This is a genomic window from Enterobacter cloacae complex sp. 372C4 (assembly GCF_050030615.1).
Taxonomy (GTDB): domain Bacteria; phylum Pseudomonadota; class Gammaproteobacteria; order Enterobacterales; family Enterobacteriaceae; genus Enterobacter; species Enterobacter intestinihominis.
The window spans coordinates 951,491-975,606 of sequence record NZ_JBLGUQ010000001.1; the positions used below are offsets into that span (position 1 = coordinate 951,491).

Genomic DNA, 24,116 nt, shown 5'->3' on the forward strand with positions numbered 1-24,116 from the left:
AGTGACAAGGATCGAAATTATTTGTTTCATTTTTTTTGGCAAAGATCGACGTGAACCTCATCAACAAAAAAGGCGTATAACGCATAAATTCCAGGCGTGAGATCACACTAAGAACTTCACAAAGCGAATAATTCACCGCGCAATAATTATTGTGGGCTTAAGAAAGAACGCAGAAGTGTTAAAAAAGGATTCTGCGGACATAAAAAAACCTCCCGAGGGAGGCTTTCTGTGCGCAGAGGGGGAAATTACCGTTCGATAGCCAGGGCTACCCCCTGCCCTCCGCCAATGCAGAGCGTTGCGATCCCTTTTCGGGCGTTACGCTTTTTCATTTCGTGGACTAGCGACACCAGAATGCGGCAGCCGGAAGCGCCAATAGGATGACCGAGCGCGATCGCACCGCCGTTGACGTTGACCCGCAGCGGATCCCATTCCAGCATTTTCCCGACCGAGATCGCCTGTGCAGCAAAGGCTTCATTGACTTCAATCAGATCTACATCGTTCAGCTGCCAGCCCGCCCGCTCAAGACAGCGGCGCGTGGCATAGACCGGGGCGATCCCCATTAACGCAGGATCAACACCCACGCTGGCAAACGCTTTGATGCGCGCCAGTACCGGCAGCGCCAGCTCCTGGGCTTTGCTTTCACTCATCATCATCACCGCCGCCGCACCGTCGTTAATGGATGATGCGTTACCTGCCGTTACAGAACCGAGCGTTTCGAAGGCCGGATCGAGTTTTGCCAGCCCTTCTGCGCTGGCATCGGTGCGCGGCTGCTCGTCGGTATCAACGATGAGCGCTTCGCCGTTCTGGCGCAGGGTACTGACCGGGACAATTTCATCGCGAAAACGGCCGGAGTCGATCGCCGCGCGTGCTTTTTGCTGCGAGCTAAGCGCATACGCATCCTGAAGCTCGCGGCTGATGCCGTATTCCCGCGCCAGGTTTTCCGCCGTTACGCCCATATGGTAGTCGTTGAAGGCGTCCCACAGCCCGTCATGAACCAGGCTGTCAAGCAGCTGACTGTTCCCGAGCTGCGCGCCGGTCCGGCTGTCGGTCAGGACATGCGGGGCGCGGCTCATATTCTCCTGCCCGCCGGCAATGACCACGTCCGCTTCACCGCACTGGATGGCCTGCGTCGCAAGGTGGAGCGCTTTCAAACCTGAACCACAGACGTCGTTGATGGTAATCGCCGAAACGGTATTAGGCAGGCCGCCCTTCAGCGCCGCCTGGCGCGCAGGGTTTTGTCCCGCGCCAGCGGTCAGCACCTGGCCGAGGATCACCTCATCAATTTCATGTGCGGCAACCCCGCTGCGTTCCACCAGCGCTCTTACCACCACGCTGCCGAGATCAACCGCAGAGTGACGCGCAAGCGCTCCCTGAAAACAGCCGATAGCCGTACGTAACGCACCCACTATAACGACATCTTTCATCACGACCTCTGTGCAAAATGACATGACGATAGTAGAGGATTGTTATCAACAATTGACGCAAATGTTTAAAATTAGTGAGTTTAGTCACAGGATTATCGTGCGTCCTGCAAGTACTGGCGCAGCCAGCTTCCGGCGACGCCGGGCGGGGTTCTTTTGTTCCATACCAGATCGATGGCAATCGACCTCGGCCAGCCCGGCACGTTCAGCTGCACCAGCGATTTCGATGCGGCAAATTCGTCGACCAGCGCGCAGGGTAACGCGCACCAGCCAAAGCCCTGTACCGCCATGCTCAGCAGCAGCAGGTAGTTCGGCGCAGACCAGACCGGCCCGCGCGCAAGGGGCGCTTCCCGTTCAAGATAGGTACTCAGCCGCAGCTCGCGCCAGCCATGCAGCTCGTCCGCCTGCGTCTCATGTTGCCCTGCCAGAGGATGTCCGGCAGAAACGTAAATAGCCATCCGCGTCTGCATAGGCAGGCGGGTCGCGCCAATATCGGTCGGGTAGCTGTCGCGTGCTTCCGTCAGGCCAATTTGCGCCCGCTCCTTTTGCAGCAGATCGATCACGTCCTCCTCTTCCCCAATCAGGCACTCAAATTCGGTGTGCGGAAAACGCTGGTCGAACTGGCTCATCATCTCTTCCAGCACGGCCGGGTTAAGCGTATCGGAGAGAACAAAGGTAAAACGCGCCTCCGTTTGCGCCGTTAAGGATACGGCCAGCTCATCAAGGCGCGCGCTGGCGGCGAGGATTGACTGGACATAGCCCAGCACCTGTTCACCCTGGGCGGTTAACACCGGGTGACGCGCCGAGCGATCAAACAGCTCAAAGCCAAGGTCAGCTTCAAGGTTGGCGATGGAGGTGCTGATGGTGGACTGGCTTTTACGCAGCCGTCGTGCCGCAGCTGAAAACGAACCTGCGGCGACAGTTTCAACAAACGCGGTCAGTGCTTCGGGAGAGTAACGCATGATGTATCTACTTTATCGATGGATACTATCTTTTATATATCACCTTAAGCGATAAGAATAGGCCGCATTAACGCCCATACTGGCGTCTATATGAGGTAAATATGCAACATCAGGATGCACTCCAACGTAAATTGCCGGAGCGGATCTTCCATGCCGTCTGTTTTGAAGGTATTGCTACGGCGATCCTCGCCCCTACGGCCGCGTGGCTAATGCAGCGCTCGGTGGTTGAAATGGGGGGTCTCACTATTATTCTGGCGACCACGGCAATGCTCTGGAACATTATCTATAACTTTGGCTTCGACCGTTTCTGGCCCGTTCAGCGGGTGAAGCGCACGGCAAAAGTGCGCGCCCTGCATGCGCTGGGTTTTGAATGCGGCTTTATTGTGATTGGCGTAACCATCGTTGCCGCCGTGCTGGGCGTGACGCTGCTCCAGGCCTTCACGCTGGAGATTGGTTTCTTCCTGTTCTTCCTGCCGTACACCATGCTCTACAACTGGGCGTATGACACCCTGCGGGAGAAAATTATCAAGCGCCGCCAGCAACGTCGCGCCCTGGCAAGCGAATGACCTTCCGGCCGGAGACCTTCTCCGGCCCAACCCCAGCGAAGCAACGGCGACCTCAACGCATAATTATGGTAAATTGCACTCCTTTTTGTTCGTTTTATAGTTGATACGTTGCTCTAATGTCGAAAATTTGGTCAAAAGAAGAGACTCTCTGGAGTTTCGCCCTCTACGGCACTGCCGTGGGCGCAGGAACCCTGTTCTTGCCCATTCAGCTCGGCTCTGCTGGCGCAATTGTCCTGCTGATCACCGCCCTTGTGGCGTATCCCTTAACCTACTGGCCGCATAAAGCGCTGGCGCAATTTATTCTGTCGTCGAAGACGAAAGGCAACGAAGGGATCACCGGTGCCGTTTCCCATTACTACGGCAAAAAGATCGGCAACCTCATCACCACGCTCTATTTCGTGGCCTTCTTTGTGGTGGTTCTGATTTACGCGGTGGCGATAACCAACTCACTTACTGAACAGCTGGCGAAACGGATGACGGTGGATACCAGCGTGCGGATGCTGGTGAGTTTTGGCGTGGTGCTGATTTTGAATCTGATCTTCCTGATGGGGCGGCACATCACCATTAAGGTGATGGGTTTCCTTGTCTTTCCGCTGATCGCCTATTTCCTGTTTGTCTCGCTGTATCTGACGGGCAGCTGGCAGCCGTCGCTGCTGACCAGCCAGATGGCCTTCGACCAGCATACGCTGCACCAGGTGTGGATATCGATCCCGGTGATGGTTTTCGCTTTTAGCCATACCCCGATCATCTCGACCTTCGCCGTAGATCGTCGCGAGAAATACGGTGAAGAGGCTATGGGTAAATGCAAAAAAATCATGAAAGTGGCGTACCTGATCATCTGCCTCAGCGTGCTGTTCTTTGTGTTCAGCTGCCTGCTTTCGATTCCACCGTCCTATATCGTGGCGGCAAAAGAGGAAGGGGTGACGATCCTGTCCGCGCTGTCGATGATGCCTTCGTCCCCGGCATGGCTGGGCATTTCCGGCATTATCGTGGCAATTATAGCGATGTCGAAATCGTTCCTCGGCACCTATTTTGGCGTGATTGAAGGGGCAACGGAAATTGTGAAATCGTCGCTGAATCAGGTGGGTGTGAAGAAAAGTCGTGCCTTTAACCGCGCGGTTTCGATTCTCGGCGTGTCGCTGATTACCTTTGCGGTCTGCTGCATCAACCCGAATGCGATCTCCATGATTTACGCCATCAGCGGTCCGCTTATCGCCATGATCCTGTTCATCATGCCGACGCTGTCGACGTACCTGATCCCGTCGTTAAAACCGTACCGCTCCATCGGCAACCTGCTGACGCTGATTGTGGGTGTGCTGTGTGTGTCGGTGATGTTTGTCGGTTGAGTGTGCTGCCCGGCGCAATGCCGGGCATCTGTTTTACGCCCGAATATCGTCATACTCCCGCGTATTATCAAACTCATGCTTCGCAAACGGACACAGCGGGATAATTTTACGGTTCTCCCCGCGCATCTTCTCTACCACCTTCGCCACCAGCTGCTTACCCACACCCTGCCCTTTCAGGCTCGGATCCACATCGGTGTGCTCGATGATGCTCAGATGCTCGCCGGTCGGGACAAAGACGATCTCCGCAACCTGATTGCCTTCGGCGTCGTTGACATAAAACTTGTTATGGCCTTCAAGAATATCCATGGTTCCTCACTTATTTTAGGCGGTACTTCAGCGCACCGCTCGGGCAGGTATCAATTACGCGCGCAACAGTTTCTGCATCCACTTCATCCGGTGCAATCCAGGGTTTACGCTTCAGGTCGAACAGCGCCGCGCTGCCGCGTACGCAGTTGCCCGAGTGTTTGCAGATCCCTGTGTTGAAGTAGACATCGATTTTCTCACCGGTATAGGCCCGGTACCCTGCATCCAGTAGCTCCTGATCCATGACATTGCCTCTGTAATTATTGTGGTGACAAATGCAGCATACCCTCACCCGATCCGCCTGACCACGTCAAAAACGACGATCGGATACACTGTTTCGGCTCGTTATTTTACTTCTCGCTTAAGACTATTCCGATTATAAAGACTCAGGTCGGCAAGATATATTTTTGCGCTACGTCAATTCTTGTAATCATTTCCGCCGCGTTCACATTAAGATTATTAGCTAAGCGGAATCCTAACGACACAATTTATTTCCCCCTAAGCAATGGATTTACTTCCGATTTTCAAAAATCGTAACGAAGCGGTATTTCCCCCGCATCTCTGGAAATGGTGCAAAACAACCCAGACAGGAAATTTGACTCTTCTCACATAACGACTAATGTTAATTTCTGAACGACAACTGATACGAATTACTTATCGTATCACCTGACATAAACGCAACATGAGGGTTGATATATGGCAGAGCAACATCGTGGTGGTTCCGGTAATTTCGCGCAAGACCGTGAAAAAGCATCAGAAGCTGGACGTAAAGGCGGCCAGCACAGCGGCGGTAATTTCAAAAACGATCCGCAACGCGCATCTGAAGCGGGTAAGAAAGGGGGACAGAACAGTCACGGCGGGGGCCGTAAATCTGATAACTCCTGATCTTATTTAAAGCTCTTATAAATATACCGAGAGCATGCTGCGGGCCTGTCGGCTCGCAGTACCTTCCCTTTATTTCACTGGAGCGAATATATGAATATGAAAACTATTGAAGATGTATTTATTCACCTGTTATCCGATACCTACAGCGCTGAGAAGCAGCTGACCCGCGCGCTAAGCAAGTTAGCCCGCGCCGCATCAAGCGAGAAGCTGAGCGCTGCGTTCACGGCTCACCTTGAGGAGACGCAGGGACAGATCGAACGTATCGATCAAATTATTGAGCAGGAATCCGGCCTCAAGCTGAAGCGCATGAAATGCGTTGCAATGGAAGGCTTAATTGAAGAAGCCAACGAAGTTATTGAGAGCACTGAGAAAAACGAAGTGCGTGACGCTGCATTAATTGCCGCCGCACAGAAAGTCGAGCACTACGAAATTGCCAGCTACGGCACCCTGGCCACCCTGGCTGAACAATTAGGCTATAAAAAAGCCGTTAAACTTCTTGCAGAAACACTGGAAGAAGAAAAAGAAACCGATCTCAAATTAACCGATCTGGCTGTCGGCAATATTAATCAAAAAGCCCAGAAAGGATAAATAATAATTTAATGAGCATCAGCACCAACAATTAACCAGAAAATAAATCACAGGAGTTAATTATGAATCATGTAGAACACTACCATGATTGGCTACGCGATGCCCATGCGATGGAAAAGCAAGCCGAATCCATGCTGGAATCAATGGCCAGCCGTATTGATAATTATCCCGACTTACGTGCACGAATTGAACAACACGTTAATGAAACTAAACATCAAATTACCGTGCTGGAAGAAATTCTCGACCGCAATAATATTTCCCGTTCGGTCATAAAAGATTCCATGAGCAAAATGGCGGCGCTCGGCCAGTCCATTGGCGGCATGTTCCCTTCCGACGAAATTGTTAAAGGCTCCATCAGCGGCTACGTTTTTGAGCAGTTTGAAATTGCCTGCTACACCTCTCTGCTGGCCGCGGCCAAACAAGCGGGCGATACCGCCTCCATTCCAGCCATTGAATCCATTTTGGAAGAAGAGCGCCAGATGGCGGACTGGCTGATTCAACATATTCCACAGACGACGGAACAGTTCCTGCTGCGCTCCGACGCGGACGGCGTTGAAGCGAAAAAATAACGGAAGAGGGAGAAACTATGTTTCGACACGTAAAACAGCTGCAATACACGGTACGCGTAGCCGAACCGAATCCGGGTCTGGCTAATCTTCTGCTTGAGCAGTTTGGCGGGCCACAGGGCGAACTTGCCGCGGCATGTCGTTACTTTACGCAAGGATTGAGCGACGACGATCCCGGTCGTAAAGATATGCTGATGGATATCGCGACCGAGGAGTTAAGTCACCTGGAAATTATCGGCACCCTGGTGGGTATGCTTAATAAGGGTGCGAAAGGTGAACTGGCGGAAGGCGTTGAAAATGAAGCGGAGCTGTACCGGTCCATGACCGAAAACGGCAACGACAGTCATATCACTTCCCTGCTCTACGGGGGCGGTACTCCGCTCACTAACTCCGCAGGCGTACCGTGGACGGCGGCGTACGTGGATACCATTGGCGAACCCACCGCGGATCTGCGCTCTAACATTGCGGCCGAGGCGCGCGCCAAAATTATCTACGAACGGCTTATTAACGTAACGGACGATCCAGGTGTTAAAGATGCGCTGGCGTTTTTAATGACGCGTGAGGCAGCACACCAGCTTTCGTTTGAGAAGGCGCTCCAGTCGATCCGTAACAACTTCCCACCGGGTAAATTGCCGCCAATCGAAGAGTACACCAACAAGTACTACAATATGTCTGAGGGGGGAGAAGTTCGCGGAAGCTGGAACAGCGACAAGCACTTCGACTACGTGGAATCTCCTCAGCCAGCGGTCGATGGCGGTGACGGCGGCGCAAGCGTAACGCTCACAACAGAGCAGGCTACGCTGGTCAAAGCAATGTGCGCACGTACGAAATCCGATCCTAAAGCCGATCCGCTTACCGGTGCCGAGCTTGGCGCGGGTAAGAAAAAACCGTAACCGGTTTTGCCAGGCAGCCTGAGGCTGTCTGGCAATGCCTTGTGGGCTATCAGTTCCAGAGGTACGGAGCATGTTCGAGCTTGATGCGTTTCATCTGGCCAGGATACAGTTCGCCTTTACCGTCTCTTTCCATATTCTCTTTCCGGCAATCACCATCGGGCTTGCGAGCTATCTGGTGGTTCTCGAGGGCATGTGGCTTCGCACAAAAAATGATGTCTGGCGCTCGCTTTACCATTTCTGGCTGAAAATCTTCGCCGTTAACTTTGGTATGGGCGTGGTTTCCGGGCTGGTAATGGCTTACCAGTTTGGGACTAACTGGAGCGGATTTTCCCAGTTCGCAGGCAGCATAACCGGCCCTCTGCTCACTTATGAAGTCTTAACCGCCTTCTTCCTCGAAGCCGGATTCCTGGGCGTGATGTTGTTCGGCTGGAACAAGGTCGGCCCCGGCCTGCACTTCTTTGCCACCTGCATGGTAGCGCTGGGCACGCTGATGTCCACCTTCTGGATCCTCGCCTCCAACAGCTGGATGCACACCCCGCAGGGCTTCAGTATTCAGAACGGTCAGGTCATTCCCGAAGACTGGCTGGCCATTATTTTTAACCCCTCATTCCCTTACCGTCTGATCCATATGTCCATCGCCGCCTTCCTGTGCAGCGCCTTGTTTGTGGGCGCGTCCGGGGCATGGCATCTGCTGCGCGGCAACGACACGCCCGCTATTCGCAAAATGTTCTCCATGGCCATGTGGATGGCGCTGCTGGTCGCGCCCATCCAGGCAGTCGTTGGGGATATGCACGGCCTGAATACGCTTGAGCATCAGCCTGCCAAAATCGCCGCGATTGAAGGCCACTGGGAAAATCCGCCCGGCGAGGCTACCCCGCTGCTGCTGTTCGGCGTACCGGATATGGAGGAGGAGCGCACCAAATACGGGCTTGAAATTCCGGCGCTCGGCAGCCTGATCCTGACGCACAGCCTGGATAAACAGGTACCGGCGCTGAAAGATTTCCCGAAAGAGGACCGCCCGAACTCGCTCATCGTCTTCTGGTCTTTCCGCATTATGGTCGGCATGGGGCTGCTGATGATTACGCTTGGTGTGCTGAGCGTCTGGCTGCGCTATCGCCGCCGACTCTATCACTCGCGACCATTCCACTGGTTTGCCCTGTTCATGGGGCCAGCCGGACTGCTTGCGCTGCTCGCCGGGTGGGTCACCACCGAAGTGGGCCGCCAGCCGTGGGTCGTCTACGGCTATCTGCGCACGATAGATGCGGTGTCTCTGCACAGCACGTTGCAGATGAGCATCAGCCTGCTGGCTTTTATCGTGGTCTACTGTTCGGTATTTGGCGTGGGTTATGTTTATCTCGCCCGGTTGATAAAGAAAGGGCCGCAGCCTGTCGGCACGCTAACGTCTAATACGTCGGGCACCCCTGCCCGTCCGCTGTCCGCCGCCGAGTCTGTTCCGGAAGAGGAGAAGATCTGATGGGCGTCGATATCCCGGTCATCTGGTTTGCCATTATTGTCTTCGCCACGCTGATGTACATCATCATGGACGGTTTCGATCTCGGTATCGGCATGCTGTTCAGCTTTGTGGGCGATGCCAAAGAACGCGACGTAATGGTAAACAGCGTCGCACCGGTCTGGGACGGAAATGAAACCTGGCTGGTTCTCGGCGGTGCGGGGCTATTTGGCGCGTTTCCGCTGGCCTACGCGGTGATTATCGATGCCCTGACCATCCCGCTCACGGCCATGCTGATCGGGCTTATTTTCCGCGGCGTGGCGTTTGAGTTTCGCTTTAAGGCGACCCCTTCCCACCGCAAATTCTGGGACTATTCTTTTGCTGGCGGTTCCCTGCTGGCAACCTTCAGCCAGGGGATCGTGGTCGGCGCGATGATCAACGGCTTTGACGTGGAAGGGCGACGCTTTGTGGGCTCCTCGCTGGACTGGTTAACCCCGTTTAACCTGTTCTGCGGGCTGGGTTTGATTGTCGCCTATACCCTGCTGGCTACCACATGGCTGATCATGAAAAGCGAAGGCGCGCTGCAAAACCGGATGCGTGAGCTGACCCGCCACGTGCTGCTGGCACTGATCGCCGTTATTGCGGTGGTGAGTATCTGGACCCCGCTCGGCTGGCAGTTTGTCGCCGAGCGCTGGTTTACACTGCCTAACTTCTTCTGGTTCCTGCCGGTTCCGGTTCTGGTGGCGGTATTCAGCCTGTGGATCTGGCGGCTGACGCGCAATCCCGACAGCCATGCCCGTCCGTTCCTGTTAACGCTGGGCCTGATTTTCCTCGGCTTTAGCGGACTGGGCATCAGCCTGTGGCCACACATTATCCCGCCGCACATCACCCTGTGGGAAGCCGCCGCGCCGCCTGCCAGCCAGCTGTTTATGCTGATCGGCACGCTGTTAATCATCCCGGTGATCCTGGTTTACACCGCCTGGAGCTACTACGTCTTCCGGGGCAAAGTGTCTGATACCGAAGGTTATCACTAAGGATTGCTATGGCAGGCTGGCATACACGCGCCATTATTTACCAGATTGATACCGCCCTGTTTTACGATCTTAACGGCGATGGTTGTGGCGACATCGCCGGGATCGCCGCCAAGTTGCGCTACATCCGCCGGATGGGCGCGACGGTTATCTGGATCACCCCGTTTTACCTCACCCCTTTTCTCGATGAAGGCTATGACGTAAGCGACCATTTGCAGGTCGATCCCCGCTTCGGCAAGCTCAACGATATCATCGCCTTTATTGAACAGGCGCGGGAGCTGGGGATGAAGGTCATTATTGAGCTGCTGATCCAGCACACCTCGGATGCGCATCCCTGGTTTCAGCAGGCCCGCCGCAACCCGCAGTCACCCTACCGTGACTATTATCTCTGGTCTGACACGGACGAGGACGATACGCCACCGATGTTCCCCGGCGTGGAAAAGAGCGTCTGGACATGGGACGACGAAGCGGGGCAATACTACCGGCATATGTTTTATCACCACGAGCCGGATCTCAATCTGGCCTCCCCGGCGGTGCTGAAGGAGGTTGAGAACATCATCATCTTCTGGCTAAAGCTCGGGGTGTCGGGCTTTCGCCTGGATGCAGCGTCGCACCTGACAAAACAGGCCGGGCGTGGAGATGAAAAACGCGGCCTGTGGATCCTGGAGCATCTGCGCCGTCTTATCGAACAGCGCAATCCGGACGCGATCCTGCTCGGCGAAGTCGACGTGGAGGTCGACGCCTACAAAGATTATTTTGGTCAGAATGACCGGCTCAACCTGGTGCTGAATTTCTGGCTCAATAAGTACTTTTACGTCAGCCTTGCAGAGAAGAGCGCACGACCGCTGCGCAACGCGGTGAAAAAGATGATTGTGCCGCCGGACTCCTGCTGCTTCGCCAACTGGCTGCGCAATCATGATGAGCTGGATCTGGAAGGGATAGGCAAAAAAGCGAAGCAGACCGTCATTGATGCCTTCGCCCCTGATGAAGAGATGAGCGTGTATCAGCGAGGGATCCGCCGCCGTCTGGCGCCGATGCTTAAGGGCGATCGAAAGCGGCTGGCCTTTTGCCATGCGGTCTTGTTTTCGCTGCCGGGCGTACCGGTCATGCGCTACGGGGATGAAATTGGAATGGGCGATGATTTAGATCTGGAGGAGCGTTACGCCGTACGCACCCCGATGCAGTGGGCCGGATCGCAGGGCGGCGGTTTCTCAGATGCCGACCCGAAAACCTTTATCGCCCCAATGATTGACCATGGTCCGTACCGCTATCAAAAAATCAACGTGGCGGATTCGCTGTTGCACCGCAACTCCCTCCTGCACTGCATTATCGATATCGCCAATACGCGCTCGGAGTTTCCTGAGATCGGCGTCGCGCCGTTTCGTCTTATTACTATCGACAACGATGCGGTACTGGGGATCTATTACGAAACCGACACGCGCAGCATTCTGACCTTCGTTAACTTCAGCGATAAGCCCGTTAATTTTACCGCCAGAGGGATCCGGCATGCGACCTGGACCGCATGCCTGGCGGACAAACGCTACGACGACGCGCTGTTATGCGGCAAAACCGTCGCGCTTAACCTCAGCGGCTATGGCTACCGCTGGTTCTGGACCGATCGTACCGCACTGCGCTGATTATCGTCTCCGCGAGAGCAGCAGACGCGCCACGATCGCGCCCGTAACGGCGAGGGAGCCGAGCAGCACTTTCCCCGGCATGCCGGAGGTAACGCTGGTGGCGCGCTCTTTTGCTTCGTCGGTGAAATGCCCGTGGATTTTATGCAGATCGTTAACCGGCTGATCCAGATAGTCCTGACGGTCATCCGCATTTAGCGTATCGGTCATCTGCCCTTCCCAGGCCTTTTTAACCATCAGCCGGTCCAGAAAACCGGGGAAAAGAAACTGCCCGACAATCGACTGGACGGTGCTGCTGCCCACCCATAGCTCCCGCACCGGTTTCTGCGCCACCTTAAAAATAGCGCTGGCGGCCACTTCCGGCTGAAAAACGGGGGGGACCGGGCGCATCGCCCAGGCAAATTTATTCCTCGCCCACTCGAACTGCGGCGTATTGAGGCCCGGCATCTGTACCATTGCGATCTGCACCCGGCTGTTTTCATGCATCAGCTCGGTGCGTACGGCATCGGTAAATCCGCGGATCGCGGCCTTCGCGCCACAGTAGGCTGACTGCAAGGGAATGGAACGGTAGGCCAGCGCGGAGCCAACCTGAATAATCGTTCCGCGATCGCGAGGGGTCATTAACTCCAGCGCGGCGCGGGTGCCGTTAACATAGCCCAGATAGGTCACCTCGGTGACGCGGCGAAACTCCTCCGGGGACATGGTGCGAAACGGCGCCAGCATCCCGCCCATGGCGTTATTCACCCACACATCGATGGCTCCAAGCCGGTATTCAATTTCGTTAGCAGCATCGGTCACCGCCTTGCTGTCCGCCACGTCGGCCTGAACGGCACACGCGTTGATCCCGAAACGGCGCAACTCCTCTTCTGTGGAGCGCAGGCTCTGCTCATCGCGGGCAATAATGCCTACATCGTAGCCCGCTTTAGCAAAGTGCAGCGCCGTGGCTTTCCCCACGCCCGCCGTACCGCCGGTAATAACGATAACAGCCATAGCCTTTCCCCTTGTCTCAGACGTTATCCCATCCGGAGAGTATTTCGATCAGTTCAGACAGCGAATAACGCACCGCTTTTTCCACCACATCCTGACATTCACCGGAAAACAGCACGGTGCGGGTTTCCGTCTGTCCGCGAATATTCCAGCCGAAGCAGACCGTACCGGCTGCCGTGCCATCGTCTCCGCCTTCCGGTCCCGCATAGCCGCTGATGGCAACACCAATATCCGCCTCGGCAATATCGCGAATTTTAGCGGCCATCTCAGTAACCGTTTGTTCACTGACGGCGGTGAAGCGCTCAATCGTTTCGTGCCGCACGCCGAGGATCCTCTCCTTCGCCGCATCGCTGAACACCACCATGCCAACGTCATAAAATTCCGCCGTGTTCTCTTCGGCACAAAGCGCAACCGCGAGATTACCGCCGGTGCAGGACTCCGCCGTGGTTAGACGCAGTCCTCTTTCTGTGAGCGTCGTGGCAAGCTTTTTCGTCAGCTCGCTGATGGTCGTATTATTATCGTGAATAAGGTTGCTCATGGATGTGCCCCTTAGTTAATTTTCTTCAGGAATAATTGAAATATGGCCGTTACGCTCAAGGATCGCGTACTTAATATCCTTTAATTCCGTTATGCCGTGGTTCTGGCGTGCTGAAACCAATATATCATCGCAGGATACATCGACTTTTTTCAGTTTATCCGCAATGGGAATACCATTCTCTACCAATATCACCGGGGTGCCATCAAGAACATTCTCAACAGAAGAAGAATATTTTTTAATCAGGCCAAAAATAATATCCACCACCACCAGCGTTGTTATTGTAATCATCGCACCGGTGACGGAAAAATCTTCGCCCAGTAGCGCCTGCTGTGTCGCCTCACTGATAATTAAGAGCAAAATAAGGTCAAAGCTGGTCATTTGCAGCAGGGCGCGCCGTCCGGCGACTTTAAACACGATCACCAGAAACAGGTATATTGCCAGGGCACGAAAAACCATGTCCATATTCGACTCCTAGGGGTAAATAAACTGCCAGAAGCGGATATCTGGCCCGTTGTTTACGCGGATGCTGTTTGTCCATTTCCCTGCTTTTGTCGGCGTGATGAACAGCAGGACGGTGAACTTATCGCTCTGTTTCAGATTGTCGTAAACGAGAAACAGGGTGTTCCCCCGGCTATACATGCTGTCCGGCTGCGGCCAGACGCTGGCCGGCTCATATACGTCGCTGCTTTCGCTGGTCAGGCTGAGAATATATTTACCCTCAGACGTCACCGGAAACGTCAGCGTCATCCGCGATTCGGTCTGGCGGCGGCCGAAGCGCTCATAGCTCAGGGTCAGGGATTTTGCTTCGTTTGTTTTCTCCACGTCGCTAACCGCACCGCTGGAAAACAGGCCGGCTAACGCGGCCACGATAATACCTAACAGTACAATAAAACCCACCTGACGAAATGCATACTCAAACGTCAGTAAACGATAACTCTCTTTTATCCCAGGCACTTTTTCATTTTTTGGTTCCATGGCTTTTGTCACCGTTTCGCTTAATTGCCGAAATTTTTGATTTTTCTACGCAAATGCTTTTAAGACTTATCACATTTGCCACATAAAGGAATAGCAACAATACTTAATAAGTCAAGACATCCAAAATGAAGGATATCAGATGAAATTATCAGTGATTTCAGCCTTGTTAATATTAATTATCCCTTCCGCATGGGCAGATAATAACGGCGGGTTACAAAAGGGTGAAGCGCCGCCACCGCCGCATGCCCTGGACAGTGGTTATCGTGGTACCGATGATGCGCGCATTATGACCATTACTCAGGCAAAAGAGATGCATGATGGCGCCTCTATTTCATTGCGCGGCAATCTTATTGATGGCAATGGCGATAAATACGTATTCCAGGATAAAACCGGGAAAATCGACGTTATTATCCCGAAAGCCGTATTTGATGACAGAACCGTGGAACCTGACAACATGATCAGTATTAGCGGCTCGCTCGATAAAAAATCATCCCCACCCGTAGTGCGGGTCAGCCACTTGCAAAAATAATTCAGCGAAGCGTTAACGCTGTAACTATCCATCAAATCTCACCCCTAACAAGGAGTTAGCTATGAGTGATAATGAACAACGTACGAACGCTTACCCAACGCCACCTTTCCCGGAGCAGCCCCAGACACCACCGGGCCTGGCCTCTGAAATGGACCCTGTTCCCGATCACGGCGAGACAAGCTACAAAGGGCATGGCCGGCTTACCGGTAAGAAGGCGCTAATTACCGGGGGCGATTCCGGCATCGGACGCGCGGTAGCCATTGCCTATGCCCGCGAAGGGGCAGATGTCGCCATTAACTATTTGCCGGAAGAGGAAGAAGACGCTGCGGAAGTGATCGCCCTGATTAAAGCGGAAGGACGGAATGCCGTCGCGCTTCCGGGCGATGTGCGGGACGAAACTTTTTGTCAGAACCTGGTGGAACAGGCCGTCGGAAAACTGGGCGGGCTGGACATCCTGGTGAATAACGCAGGCCGCCAGCAGTACCGTGAGACGCTGGAAGAACTGACCACGGAAGATTTTGACGCGACCTTTAAAACCAACGTCTATGCGCCTTTCTGGATCACAAAGGCGGCGTTGCGCCACATGAAAGCTCCCGCTTCCATCATTAACACCTCATCTGTACAGGCGGTAAAACCGAGCGCCGTACTGCTTGACTATGCGCAGACCAAAGCCTGTCTCGCGGTGTTTACCAAAGCGCTGGCGAAACAGCTCGGTCCGAAAGGGATCCGCGTGAACGCGGTAGCGCCCGGACCTTACTGGACCGTGCTCCAGCCCAGCGGTGGGCAGCCACAGGAAAAAGTGAAACATTTTGGCGAGAGTACCCCTCTGGGACGCCCGGGACAGCCCGTGGAGATCGCACCGCTGTATGTCACTCTGGCCTCGGATGAGTGTTCATACACCTCCGGGCAGGTCTGGTGTTCAGACGGCGGCGACGGCGTCATCTAGCGCTCAAGCAGCGCAGAGTGTAGGCCGGGTAAGGCGAAGCCGCTACCCGGCAAATTGTTGCTGGCGAATGCTAAAAGGCTGCGAAAGCAGCCTTTTTTACATTTAAGGGGTGACGACAGGAAACCAGAAACTGAAGCTCTCCATGCAGCGCAGCATTTCGTCTACCTTCGCGGCGTTGCCGACGATCGTCACCTCTCCTGCCTGTTGCGCCTTTTTCAGCGTGGTTTCCTTAAGGATGATTTTGTTCAGCGTTTCGCGGCTGAGCGTAATGGTTGCATCCGGATCTTCTGCCTGGATATTGGCACTATGGTTTAGCACGCCATTCTCCAGCTCCAGCTTATACCTGCCGCCCTCGCGGCCTAAATCAACGTTAAAAACGCCTCTGGCATTCGCCGCTCTGACGCCGTTAAGGTGAACGCCGAAGTAGTCAAAAATCATCTCAGTCGACATGGCACGGACCGCATCCGGGCTGGCGGTTTTGGGCGTCGGCTTTATCTTCACGCCGTTACGCAACTCTTGCGCACCGGTGAGGTAGGCGTTACGCCACGGCCCTGACTCCGCATGGTATCCCAGCTGTTCAAACGCATCGGCTTCCAGTTCGCGCGCCGCCTTATTATTCGGATCGGCAAAAACGACTTTACTGACCACCTGAGCCACCCAGCGATAATTCCCCCGGGCATAATCGACACGGGCTTTTTCAAGGATCGCGCGGGCTCCGCCCATGTAATCGACATACTTTTTCGCCGCCTCGACCGGAGGCAGTTCATCGAGCGTCGCCGGATTGCCGTCGAACCAGCCAAGATAGTAGACATAGGTGGCTTTGACGTTGTTGCTTACCGAGCCGTAATAGCCACGGCCTGCCCAGGATTTAGCCAGCCCGTAAGGCAGGGCGAAATTAGCGGCTATTTCATCCCTCGTCAGCCCCTTATTCGCCAGTCTGAGCGTCTGGTCGTTGATATAGCGGTAGATATCACGCTGGCTTTTCATCAGCTTCACCACTTTTTTGTTACCCCACGTGGGCCAGTGGTGCTGCGCGATAATGATTTCCGCTTTATCACCCCAACGATCGATGGCGTTATTGATGTACTTTGACCATGCCAGCGGATCGTGTATTTTCGCCCCGCGCAGCGAGTAGGTATTGTGCAGGGTGTGAGTGACGTTCTCTGCTGCTTCGATCAGCTTTTTCTCTTCCACATACCAGAGCATTTCAGACGGTGCTTCCGATTCCGGCGTCAGCATAAAGTCATAGGTGAGACCGTCAATGACCTCTTTCTGCTCCTCTTCGGTAATAGAGTGAGTGGGCGCGATGAGCGTGACCGTTCCGGCTGAGGTGGTAGTCCCCAGACCTGCCCCCACCTGCCCCTTCACACCGGGCTTCAGCAGGTTTCCGTGGATATAGCTGGCACGGCGACTCATGGCGTTTCCGGCCATGATATTTTCCGATACCGCCTCTTCCATAAAACCGGCTGGCGCATAGACTTTCACTTTGCCGGACATTACCCCGGCTTCATCAATTACGCCACGCACGCCGCCATAATGATCGACGTGGCTATGGGTATAAATAACGGCAACAACCGGACGTTTGCCGCGATGCTTAACGTAAAGATCCATGCCCGCTTTAGCCGTTTCCGCAGACACCAGCGGATCGATAACCGTGATCCCCTCTTTGCCCTCTATGATTGTCATATTCGACAGATCGAGGTTGCGGATCTGGTAGACGCCTTCCGTGACTTCAAACAGACCGCCGATATTATTCAGCTGCGCCTGACGCCACAGGCTCGGGTTGACGGTATCCGGCGCTTTTTGCCCTTCTTTGATAAAAGCGTATTTCTGGGGATTCCAGATAACGGCGCCTTTTTCACCTTTAATCACCGCAGGTGGCAGCGGGGCAATAAAGCCTTTATGCGCATTTCGGAAATCGGTTTTATCAAAGAAGGGCAGTTGACCATAAAGTGCATCATTCATGTGTTTCGTATGGGCAGTGGCTTCCTTCACCTCCTTTTGTGCCAGGACAGGCAATGAGATCAACGAGGCCAATAGCAGACCAGCAACGGCCATCGCACTAACGAGAGTTTTAAATTTCATACATCCTCGAGGCGTCATATTCACGCTGGCGGTACATGGGGGGAAAGGAGGCTATCACCGGGCTTTTCTTTTACCTATGGAAATAACGTTTATAAATAAATAAGTTTATTCTTTCGTCGCTGCGGCCTTCAGGGATAATGCTGAGTCCAATTATTTCCCCGGAGTGATTCGATGAAGAGCCTGCCGTTCTTTTTCGCTATATTAAGTCTGAGCACATTAACAGCATGTAGCTCTCCACCACCAGACAACGTTGAAAAGATTAATCATCTGCAAATTCCGCTGGTATTACCGGGGGAAAAACCGCCGCAGGCACAGATATCTCATATCGCGTCTCTTTATCAGGAAAATAAACAGCAGATCGATAACTTAACGCGCAGCGTAAAATCACAGTATCTTCAGGACACTACCGCAAAAGAAATTTTTGTTGCGGACAGCGCTGTTCAACGCGTTTACGCCTCGCTGACCAAACTGGAACAGTTAGATATGGTTAATCAGCAATACCTGAAAGACAATAATGTCACGGGCCTGCAAAATATTCATATTATGCTTGAACCGTTATTCGCCAGCTGATAACAAAAAACCCGGCAACATAGCAGCCGGGTTTTTCTTAATCGCCATATCACATGCATCAGTCGTACTGACCAAAGCGATAGCTAAGCCCTGCGGTGACGGAACTCAGGTCGCTGCTCACACCGATCTGGTTTGCATTACCCACATTGCTTACCCACTGATATTCCAGGCGGCCAGCCCAGTTTTTATTGAAGGCGTATTCAGTACCCACAGCTGCAAGCGGGCGCACACCGGTTTCAAAACGATTGTGACCACTTACATCGGATTCAGCGCGATAGCCCATCGCACCGGCACGGCCGTAGATATCCCAGTCATTGGTCAAGGCATAGCTGGCCTTCAGGGACATTTGCAGACCCTGCGTCTTCATTTGCGCCCCTGCGCCATGCTGACCCTTGATCTGCATGTTGCCTAAATAATCATAACCGCCTTCTACCGCAAGCCATGGGGTAATCTGGTAACCCGTATAAACACCCCCACCGACATTATCATGGTCAAAATCGAAGTGGTCGGAATTATTGTTATCAAACGCTTTTGAACCCATATTGGTATCAAAATAGTGTGACCAGCCGAATTTCGCTCCGCCATACCAGGTGCCCGCATCAGCGGCGGCGAACGCGGAAGTGGCGGTAAACGCATTAACCATAATCAAAGCGAGAACTGTCTTTTTCATAAATATACCGTTTACTTAATAAAGATAAAACTTAGAAAGCAAACGATATAGAAAATTAACAGCCTCGTTAATTCCATTTCTGTTTAATTTTAAACTTCCCCTAGAATGATTCAGGTAAGTGTCTGACTTCAAGCAAATACCCACCGCGCTTAAAGGAGATATATTCTCCCTGTTTAAGGGCGGATAATACATTGAGTATACTACTGCGAGAAAGCAGCGTACGATCCTGAATATATTCCAGTATCGTGGTACGCAAACGCGTCTCCTCCGGGAGCAAAATCATTTCCTGAAGGTGGTTACGAATAACGGAATAGGTACGCTGCTGGAGTACCTGCGCATCACGGAATATCAAATAGGCCGTATGGTATGAGAGCAGCGCTGCGACATCCTCCCAGACGCCCTCGGCACGGAATAACTCGGCCGCCTTGTCCGCATCGAGACGTAAAATGGTCGACTCCCTTTCCGCACGGAGAAAATGGCCTTGCGTAGGCTGGATCATCTCAGCAATACCAAACAAATGCGGCTCGTAAACGGTCACGACCACCAGTCCATCCGATGTCCGCAGCAGGGACAGCTCCCCTTCCAGAAAGAGGTACATCTGCTGTTTCCCCTTCCGTAACCAGGTGAGTCGCTTACGTGGAACAACGTGCACTTTCTCCGCTATCGGCTCAAGGATAGCGGTCAGTCGTTCGATGGATTTTTCGGGTCGAACAGGCGGTAAAATATGCATGGTACAACCTTCTGACATTCAGTATCTGCCATTATAGACCATATATTTTAAGCGGTTAGCCGATCAAAACTGATAGCTGTAGTTGACGCTGGCAAACCAAAGATAAGGATGGTCGTAACTTCCGGCAAACGCCACCGGCGATTTCACATGCGACGACTGCATATGAAGATACGACACGGCAATACCAATATTGCTGGCCGGGGTGATCTGATACTGGGCTCCCGTACCAAATCGCCACTCATCGCCGGTAGGTAAGGTTAAGGCCACATCGCTCTGGCTTTCATACGGCGAGCTATCGAACGCCACACCGGCATTCAGTCGCCACTGAGGCGTTGGACGATACTGCACGCCCACCGCACCGTGCCACGTGTCCTTCAGGCGGCTGACGTTGTTAAGCTGCTGGTCCCCGACGACGATTTGCGGCGCGCCGAACTGGCTCCAGTCCTGCCAGCCGAGATCGCCCATAACCGACCACTGCGGGTTAATGTCATGCACAAGGCTGAGCATAATTTGCTGCGGCGCGCTGATTTGTGCTGACACCGGCAGGTCGTAGGTGCCGTTCTGTAGACGCGCGTTGCCGTCAATATTGAAGCTGTAGTCCGTTTCGCTGTTCCAGGTAATACCGGCTCGGGTCTGGTCAGTTAGCTGCATCAGCAGCCCAAGCCGATAGCTCATGGCCAGGTCTTCATCGCGTCGCCGGTAGTCATCATCGTTAACGCTGCGAGTCAGCGAGAAGTAACCGTAGTTAACGTTGGCGGACGCGCCAATCGAAAGACGGTCGTTAAGCTTATAGGCCAGCGAGGGGCTGAGCGTCATGGCTACCATGGTACTCTTTTTAATCAGCCTGTCGCCCGCCCAGCTGCCGTAGTCGATCCCCAGGCCGTAATTACCGTAAAGCCCGACCCCGGCATAAAGATTATCGGTCACCTTCTGACTATAAAAGGCGCTGGCATTCGGGATGGTTTTCATCACATCGCCGGGGCTTTGATGGGCATCGTTATCCAGCTGGTTGTCGATGGAGCCATCCATAACCTGTAACCCACCGGTGACCATATGATCCGGTAAGCGCGTCATGCCAGCCGGGTTGGTCATAATTGTAGAGGCATCCTGCGCACGAGCCGCCTGCCCTGCTCCGGCAAGCGCGGTATCTTCGGTGCCAGCTTCATAAAAATAGAGGGCGCTGGCATGGGCACTGGAGGCAGCTAATAAGCCAGCGCACAGGAGGAGTCGTGTTTTCATCTGCGATCCGGGAAATAAAAAATTTGCCGACAGATATAACAGGGGCGATTGATTACGTAAAAAGAAAGAGGGTTTAATTTTAAATTATGCGCGCGCGTAATTATATTTATGACACTCCAGCGACAGCCGGAACAAAGGCACCGTGATTCTGCATGCACCAGGAGAGGAATTTCTTACAATGCCGTTTGCTTAAGACAAGCGTTACTCACTACTGGGATCGCTCTTATCCTCTCGCATGGATTCGATAAACTCCCGTTGCTCCGGTGTGAGTTCAAGCTCATCCAGCAGGCGATCTAACTCTTCTTCAGGCGATTCCTTTTGATTCTTTCTCTTCCCGCTAGCCATACTCACCCTTGAGTTATTAGGATTAATCTCAGGGTATCCAGGGTACAGGAAATGTGCAACTTAGCGTGTTATGCCATGAGTGATTCGTTGTTTAGCAAAAGCAGACTAAAAGCATATAAAATCACCCTTTACGCATAAAAATTCAGTGTTAGCATGGAGGTACATAATTTTTTTCTGGAGATAGCTATGCTGGACATAACTCATTTTGGGCTTTTCGCCCTATCTGTATTTCTCCTTTCCGTTACACCTGGGCCTGATATAGCCTACGTGGTAGGTCAAAGCGTGGTTAATGGAAGACGCGCGGGAATTATCTCTGCCGCTGGTGTAGCATTAGGTAGTTGCACACATGCAATTGCAAGCGCTGTGGGATTAACCGCGTTGATAACAGCATCTCCGATGATGTTCACCATCATTAAGTCTCTCGGTGCGGCTTATCTGGTGTATCTCGGTAGTAAGATGATTTGGGGAACGCTGACAAAGCAAACCACGAATCACAACGAAGCTGAACGCGTTAAGGCAAAAGCGACTTTGACGAGTCTACTTACTAAAGGTTTCATAACTACCTTAACCAACCCGAAGGTACTGTTATTCTTCATCTCCTTTTTCCCTCAATTCGTTGCGCCTGGAAGCGAGCACCAGACAGCTTCTTTTCTACTCCTGGGAATGACCTACGCATTGATCGCTTTTATGACTGATTTAACGTTCGCCGTACTTGCAGGTAGTGCAGCCGGAACCGTTTCGCAAAACAGAAGGTTGCAGAAAATACTGGATAGAATTGTTGGTGTAACATTCATTGGATTAGGGCTCAGATTGGCGTTTACACGCCGTTAAGAATATGGGGCGTTCAGCCCCTTATTCTTTGGGATAAGAAAATACAGCAGTGACTAAATGTGACCCTGATTTATCAGATTGGACGTCATAGGCGAAGTTATACCGCTCTCCAGGTGTAAACTTAAATCCGAACACAGGAAGACACCCGCCCTTTTGAACATACACGGGCTTGTCATCAAAAATCTTGTGAAGAGAGTCGCTATTATCACTGTTGATTTGGATAGCAGTGATCCGTTCCTGTGGCTCCAGTGGTGACAACACACAAACTTGATTATCTTTGATTAATGCCGTTGAAGATTCACGATCTACCATTCGATCACCAGGCCCAGGGCATCCCGTTAAGATGAACACAACACCCAGCAACATTTTGTATTTCATGTTTAACGCCCCTGTACATCCCCATGCGCCCAGGCCTTTGATAATAAGACCACTTACTAATCCCATAAACCAGCAGTAACCAGTAATCAGCTAAAATAGAGGCTTGCTGTTCAAGAGAGTAATCAGTGAGCTTTTCTTTATCCAGCCTGTAGGTATATTCAGCAGCCAAGTAGGACTTGCTCGAAAGCTGGAGCCTGGAGATTATTCCGCTGGCTTTCACACGATTACTATCGCAATGTCAGCACAATCAGCACTCCTAAGTTAACAATGAAGATTGTCGGTTATGGCGTTAAAGCAAAAGTGATTTTCGACCTGTTAACAGCAGAAAAGGGAACCCGTTAATCCTTTGTATTTTTTCGATAACGCCAGGATTTATAGGAAATTACCGGCGGCTGTGCGAAGGACATAATGGCAACCCCAAAGATCATCGCCAGCCCCCATGCAGCTGCTCTATCAGGTGAGCTGAAGACGAAAAGTAGCAGTAGGGTAAAGGTACACACAGCCACCACTCCCGCCAGGGTAACAAATCGTCTAGCGAGGTCATTTATGGCCTCTCCAGGCGTTCCTCCATATTTTTCATTATTGCTTTTTATCTTCTGCAATTCGGGCTGCGTAAACCCTGAACGTAACAAAGCCTCATCAGTCACTTTCATATCGTCTCGTCCCTTATTTCCCAAAAGTGTTTTTCCAATCGCTGATTATGCAAGCAATCATAATGATGAACTTTACAGCAATCCAGCCGAAACTTTTCGGCAGATTCCATCTCCCCTTTCTTACTATCTGGGTGATGCAAGGACATTACGACAATGGTTGGTTTCGCTTTGCGAAAGTCAGAAGTACTTTGTATTGATTAACACTTAGTATTGATTCATGTACAAACTTTGCTAAAACCTCCCTACCCTCTGACAGAGGAAAGCCACTTACCTTCCTTTAGTGGTTTATGTCGGAATTTTTGACAACGAAAAACCCTCCATTTCTGGGCCTGTGAGAGCCTATCAGCGGGACGCTGTGATATGGGTCTGTCAGTTTACAATTGTGAGGGGGATGACGAGCTGTAGAGTTTCTGGTGGAGCATACGGAGCTATTGGTGGTGGTGCTCGCGCTGGTGTGGATTTCAGGCAATAAAAAACCCCGCCGGAGCGAGGTCAAAGTGGGGATGTTTTAGAATTGTTCAGGCTTCGGCCTTAATGTTCATGACTGTTCTGGTGCTGACGTTGTGGCTTTCTGCGATTGCACGAATGGTTTTACCTGCTGCGAGTTCTGCTTTAATGGCTTCACGATCAATAGAGCGACCTTTGCCCCGTCCGGTGATCCTGCCTGCGGCTTTTGCTGCTTCGTAACCTTCACGCTGGCGCTCCAGCATCGTTTCACGTTCCATCTGTGCGACTGCTGCCAGTACGGTCAGCATCATATTACCTGCTGGAGAGTTCTTCCCGGTCTTAAAATCCTCTTTGTGGAACTGAACAATTACACCCCGTTCTGTTAACCGCTCAACCGTTGCCAGCAAGTCAGCAGTGTTACGGCAAAGGCACAGGAAGACAGCGTTTCGCCTGTTGTAATAAAGCGAGGCAAATTGCAACGCAAGCAAAGTAGTGTAACGCAGTGATAACACCAGGATATTTCATGCAGATCCAGTGAAATTATTAGG

Annotated in this window: 28 protein-coding genes and 1 pseudogene; 13 read left to right on the forward strand and 16 right to left on the reverse strand. The window is 52.6% G+C overall.

The window, feature by feature from the left end; translation table 11 throughout:
- Window positions 1-245: 245 nt before the first annotated feature.
- Complete coding sequence (locus ACQG11_RS04485) at window positions 246-1,424, reverse strand: acetyl-CoA C-acetyltransferase (RefSeq protein WP_032626064.1); 1,179 nt, start codon at window positions 1,422-1,424, stop codon at window positions 246-248.
- Window positions 1,425-1,516: 92 nt separating this feature from the next.
- A complete protein-coding gene (locus ACQG11_RS04490) occupies window positions 1,517-2,383 on the reverse strand; it encodes a LysR family transcriptional regulator (RefSeq protein ID WP_038416634.1) in 867 nt (288 codons plus the stop codon).
- Window positions 2,384-2,484: 101 nt separating this feature from the next.
- Between ACQG11_RS04490 and ACQG11_RS04495 the strand changes: the two genes are divergently transcribed.
- Window positions 2,485-2,949 (forward strand): multidrug/biocide efflux PACE transporter, encoded by a 465-nt coding sequence (locus ACQG11_RS04495; RefSeq protein WP_022651793.1) that lies wholly within the window; start codon window positions 2,485-2,487, stop codon window positions 2,947-2,949.
- 116 nt (window positions 2,950-3,065) lie between these two features.
- Complete coding sequence (locus tag ACQG11_RS04500) at window positions 3,066-4,295, forward strand: amino acid permease (protein ID WP_022649259.1); 1,230 nt, start codon at window positions 3,066-3,068, stop codon at window positions 4,293-4,295.
- 33 nt (window positions 4,296-4,328) lie between these two features.
- On the opposite strand, the gene ACQG11_RS04505 is transcribed toward ACQG11_RS04500, so the two are convergent.
- Window positions 4,329-4,601: a GNAT family N-acetyltransferase gene (locus ACQG11_RS04505; protein ID WP_006811846.1), complete on the reverse strand. Its 273-nt coding sequence runs from the start codon at window positions 4,599-4,601 to the stop codon at window positions 4,329-4,331.
- A gap of 10 nt (window positions 4,602-4,611) precedes the next feature.
- Window positions 4,612-4,842: a 4Fe-4S mono-cluster protein YjdI gene (yjdI, locus tag ACQG11_RS04510; protein ID WP_022649260.1), complete on the reverse strand. Its 231-nt coding sequence runs from the start codon at window positions 4,840-4,842 to the stop codon at window positions 4,612-4,614.
- A gap of 452 nt (window positions 4,843-5,294) precedes the next feature.
- Here yjdI and ACQG11_RS04515 point away from each other — a divergent pair, with 452 nt between their 5' ends.
- The 7 genes from ACQG11_RS04515 to ACQG11_RS04545 all read left to right on the forward strand — a co-directional run bounded on the left by ACQG11_RS04515 (window position 5,295) and on the right by ACQG11_RS04545 (window position 11,648).
- On the forward strand, window positions 5,295-5,483 hold the full coding sequence (locus ACQG11_RS04515) for a general stress protein (protein WP_022649261.1): 189 nt from the start codon (window positions 5,295-5,297) through the stop codon (window positions 5,481-5,483).
- A gap of 90 nt (window positions 5,484-5,573) precedes the next feature.
- Entirely contained in the window at window positions 5,574-6,071 is a 498-nt protein-coding gene (locus tag ACQG11_RS04520; RefSeq protein WP_320684341.1) for a ferritin-like domain-containing protein, read from the forward strand.
- Window positions 6,072-6,133: 62 nt separating this feature from the next.
- The gene (locus tag ACQG11_RS04525; RefSeq protein WP_022649262.1) at window positions 6,134-6,640 is read left to right on the forward strand and encodes a ferritin-like domain-containing protein; all 507 of its coding nucleotides are present in this window, start codon (window positions 6,134-6,136) and stop codon (window positions 6,638-6,640) included.
- 17 nt (window positions 6,641-6,657) lie between these two features.
- Window positions 6,658-7,530, forward strand: a complete 873-nt coding sequence (locus ACQG11_RS04530) for a manganese catalase family protein (RefSeq protein WP_022649263.1) — start codon at window positions 6,658-6,660, stop codon at window positions 7,528-7,530.
- 70 nt (window positions 7,531-7,600) lie between these two features.
- Window positions 7,601-9,004 (forward strand): cytochrome ubiquinol oxidase subunit I, encoded by a 1,404-nt coding sequence (locus tag ACQG11_RS04535; RefSeq protein ID WP_063147423.1) that lies wholly within the window; start codon window positions 7,601-7,603, stop codon window positions 9,002-9,004.
- Entirely contained in the window at window positions 9,004-10,014 is a 1,011-nt protein-coding gene (gene cydB, locus ACQG11_RS04540) for a cytochrome d ubiquinol oxidase subunit II (RefSeq protein ID WP_022649265.1), read from the forward strand. Before ACQG11_RS04535 ends, cydB begins: the two co-directional genes overlap by 1 nt.
- 8 nt (window positions 10,015-10,022) lie before the next feature.
- A complete protein-coding gene (locus ACQG11_RS04545; protein WP_426728207.1) occupies window positions 10,023-11,648 on the forward strand; it encodes an alpha-amylase family protein in 1,626 nt (541 codons plus the stop codon).
- On the opposite strand, the gene ACQG11_RS04550 is transcribed toward ACQG11_RS04545, so the two are convergent.
- The 4 genes from ACQG11_RS04550 to ACQG11_RS04565 are packed head-to-tail and all read right to left on the reverse strand — an operon-like array spanning window position 11,649 to window position 14,145.
- A complete protein-coding gene (locus ACQG11_RS04550) occupies window positions 11,649-12,635 on the reverse strand; it encodes an SDR family oxidoreductase (RefSeq protein WP_023298529.1) in 987 nt (328 codons plus the stop codon).
- Between the two features lie 16 nt (window positions 12,636-12,651).
- Window positions 12,652-13,170: a 2-oxo-tetronate isomerase gene (locus tag ACQG11_RS04555; RefSeq protein ID WP_022649268.1), complete on the reverse strand. Its 519-nt coding sequence runs from the start codon at window positions 13,168-13,170 to the stop codon at window positions 12,652-12,654.
- A gap of 15 nt (window positions 13,171-13,185) precedes the next feature.
- On the reverse strand, window positions 13,186-13,632 hold the full coding sequence (locus tag ACQG11_RS04560; RefSeq protein WP_022649269.1) for a DUF421 domain-containing protein: 447 nt from the start codon (window positions 13,630-13,632) through the stop codon (window positions 13,186-13,188).
- A gap of 9 nt (window positions 13,633-13,641) precedes the next feature.
- Window positions 13,642-14,145 carry a hypothetical protein gene (locus tag ACQG11_RS04565; protein WP_426728208.1) on the reverse strand — a complete coding sequence of 168 codons (504 nt, stop codon included), beginning with the start codon at window positions 14,143-14,145 and terminating at the stop codon, window positions 13,642-13,644.
- A 139-nt stretch (window positions 14,146-14,284) separates the two neighbouring features.
- Between ACQG11_RS04565 and ACQG11_RS04570 the strand changes: the two genes are divergently transcribed.
- A complete protein-coding gene (locus ACQG11_RS04570; RefSeq protein ID WP_022649271.1) occupies window positions 14,285-14,674 on the forward strand; it encodes a YdeI family stress tolerance OB fold protein in 390 nt (129 codons plus the stop codon).
- Window positions 14,675-14,735: 61 nt separating this feature from the next.
- Complete coding sequence (locus ACQG11_RS04575) at window positions 14,736-15,620, forward strand: SDR family oxidoreductase (RefSeq protein ID WP_022649272.1); 885 nt, start codon at window positions 14,736-14,738, stop codon at window positions 15,618-15,620.
- Between the two features lie 102 nt (window positions 15,621-15,722).
- On the opposite strand, the gene ACQG11_RS04580 is transcribed toward ACQG11_RS04575, so the two are convergent.
- Window positions 15,723-17,705 (reverse strand): alkyl/aryl-sulfatase, encoded by a 1,983-nt coding sequence (locus tag ACQG11_RS04580; protein ID WP_063150155.1) that lies wholly within the window; start codon window positions 17,703-17,705, stop codon window positions 15,723-15,725.
- A 171-nt stretch (window positions 17,706-17,876) separates the two neighbouring features.
- Between ACQG11_RS04580 and ACQG11_RS04585 the strand changes: the two genes are divergently transcribed.
- Window positions 17,877-18,275, forward strand: coding sequence for a hypothetical protein (locus tag ACQG11_RS04585; RefSeq protein WP_022649275.1), 399 nt, complete (start codon window positions 17,877-17,879; stop codon window positions 18,273-18,275).
- A 58-nt stretch (window positions 18,276-18,333) separates the two neighbouring features.
- On the opposite strand, the gene ACQG11_RS04590 is transcribed toward ACQG11_RS04585, so the two are convergent.
- The 3 genes from ACQG11_RS04590 to ACQG11_RS04600 all read right to left on the reverse strand — a co-directional run bounded on the left by ACQG11_RS04590 (window position 18,334) and on the right by ACQG11_RS04600 (window position 20,914).
- The gene (locus ACQG11_RS04590) at window positions 18,334-18,945 is read right to left on the reverse strand and encodes an outer membrane beta-barrel protein (RefSeq protein ID WP_022649276.1); all 612 of its coding nucleotides are present in this window, start codon (window positions 18,943-18,945) and stop codon (window positions 18,334-18,336) included.
- Window positions 18,946-19,045: 100 nt separating this feature from the next.
- Complete coding sequence (locus ACQG11_RS04595) at window positions 19,046-19,675, reverse strand: winged helix-turn-helix transcriptional regulator (RefSeq protein WP_022649277.1); 630 nt, start codon at window positions 19,673-19,675, stop codon at window positions 19,046-19,048.
- 63 nt (window positions 19,676-19,738) lie between these two features.
- Window positions 19,739-20,914 carry an OmpP1/FadL family transporter gene (locus ACQG11_RS04600; RefSeq protein ID WP_023298534.1) on the reverse strand — a complete coding sequence of 392 codons (1,176 nt, stop codon included), beginning with the start codon at window positions 20,912-20,914 and terminating at the stop codon, window positions 19,739-19,741.
- A gap of 531 nt (window positions 20,915-21,445) precedes the next feature.
- Here ACQG11_RS04600 and ACQG11_RS04605 point away from each other — a divergent pair.
- On the forward strand, window positions 21,446-22,090 hold the full coding sequence (locus ACQG11_RS04605) for a LysE family translocator (protein WP_023298536.1): 645 nt from the start codon (window positions 21,446-21,448) through the stop codon (window positions 22,088-22,090).
- Between the two features lie 21 nt (window positions 22,091-22,111).
- Here ACQG11_RS04605 and ACQG11_RS04610 read toward each other — a convergent pair whose 3' ends face one another.
- The 4 genes and pseudogenes from ACQG11_RS04610 to ACQG11_RS04625 form a co-directional block, all read right to left on the reverse strand.
- Entirely contained in the window at window positions 22,112-22,468 is a 357-nt protein-coding gene (locus tag ACQG11_RS04610; RefSeq protein WP_063146499.1) for a putative T6SS immunity periplasmic lipoprotein, read from the reverse strand.
- A pseudogene (locus tag ACQG11_RS04615) lies at window positions 22,407-22,634 on the reverse strand (hypothetical protein); the annotation flags it as partial. The pseudogene ACQG11_RS04615 and the gene ACQG11_RS04610, both read right to left, overlap by 62 nt.
- A 172-nt stretch (window positions 22,635-22,806) precedes the next feature.
- Window positions 22,807-23,121 carry a hypothetical protein gene (locus tag ACQG11_RS04620; RefSeq protein ID WP_126502679.1) on the reverse strand — a complete coding sequence of 105 codons (315 nt, stop codon included), beginning with the start codon at window positions 23,119-23,121 and terminating at the stop codon, window positions 22,807-22,809.
- Between the two features lie 518 nt (window positions 23,122-23,639).
- On the reverse strand, window positions 23,640-24,056 hold the full coding sequence (locus tag ACQG11_RS04625; protein ID WP_426728881.1) for a recombinase family protein: 417 nt from the start codon (window positions 24,054-24,056) through the stop codon (window positions 23,640-23,642).
- Between the last annotated feature and the right edge of the window lie 60 nt (window positions 24,057-24,116).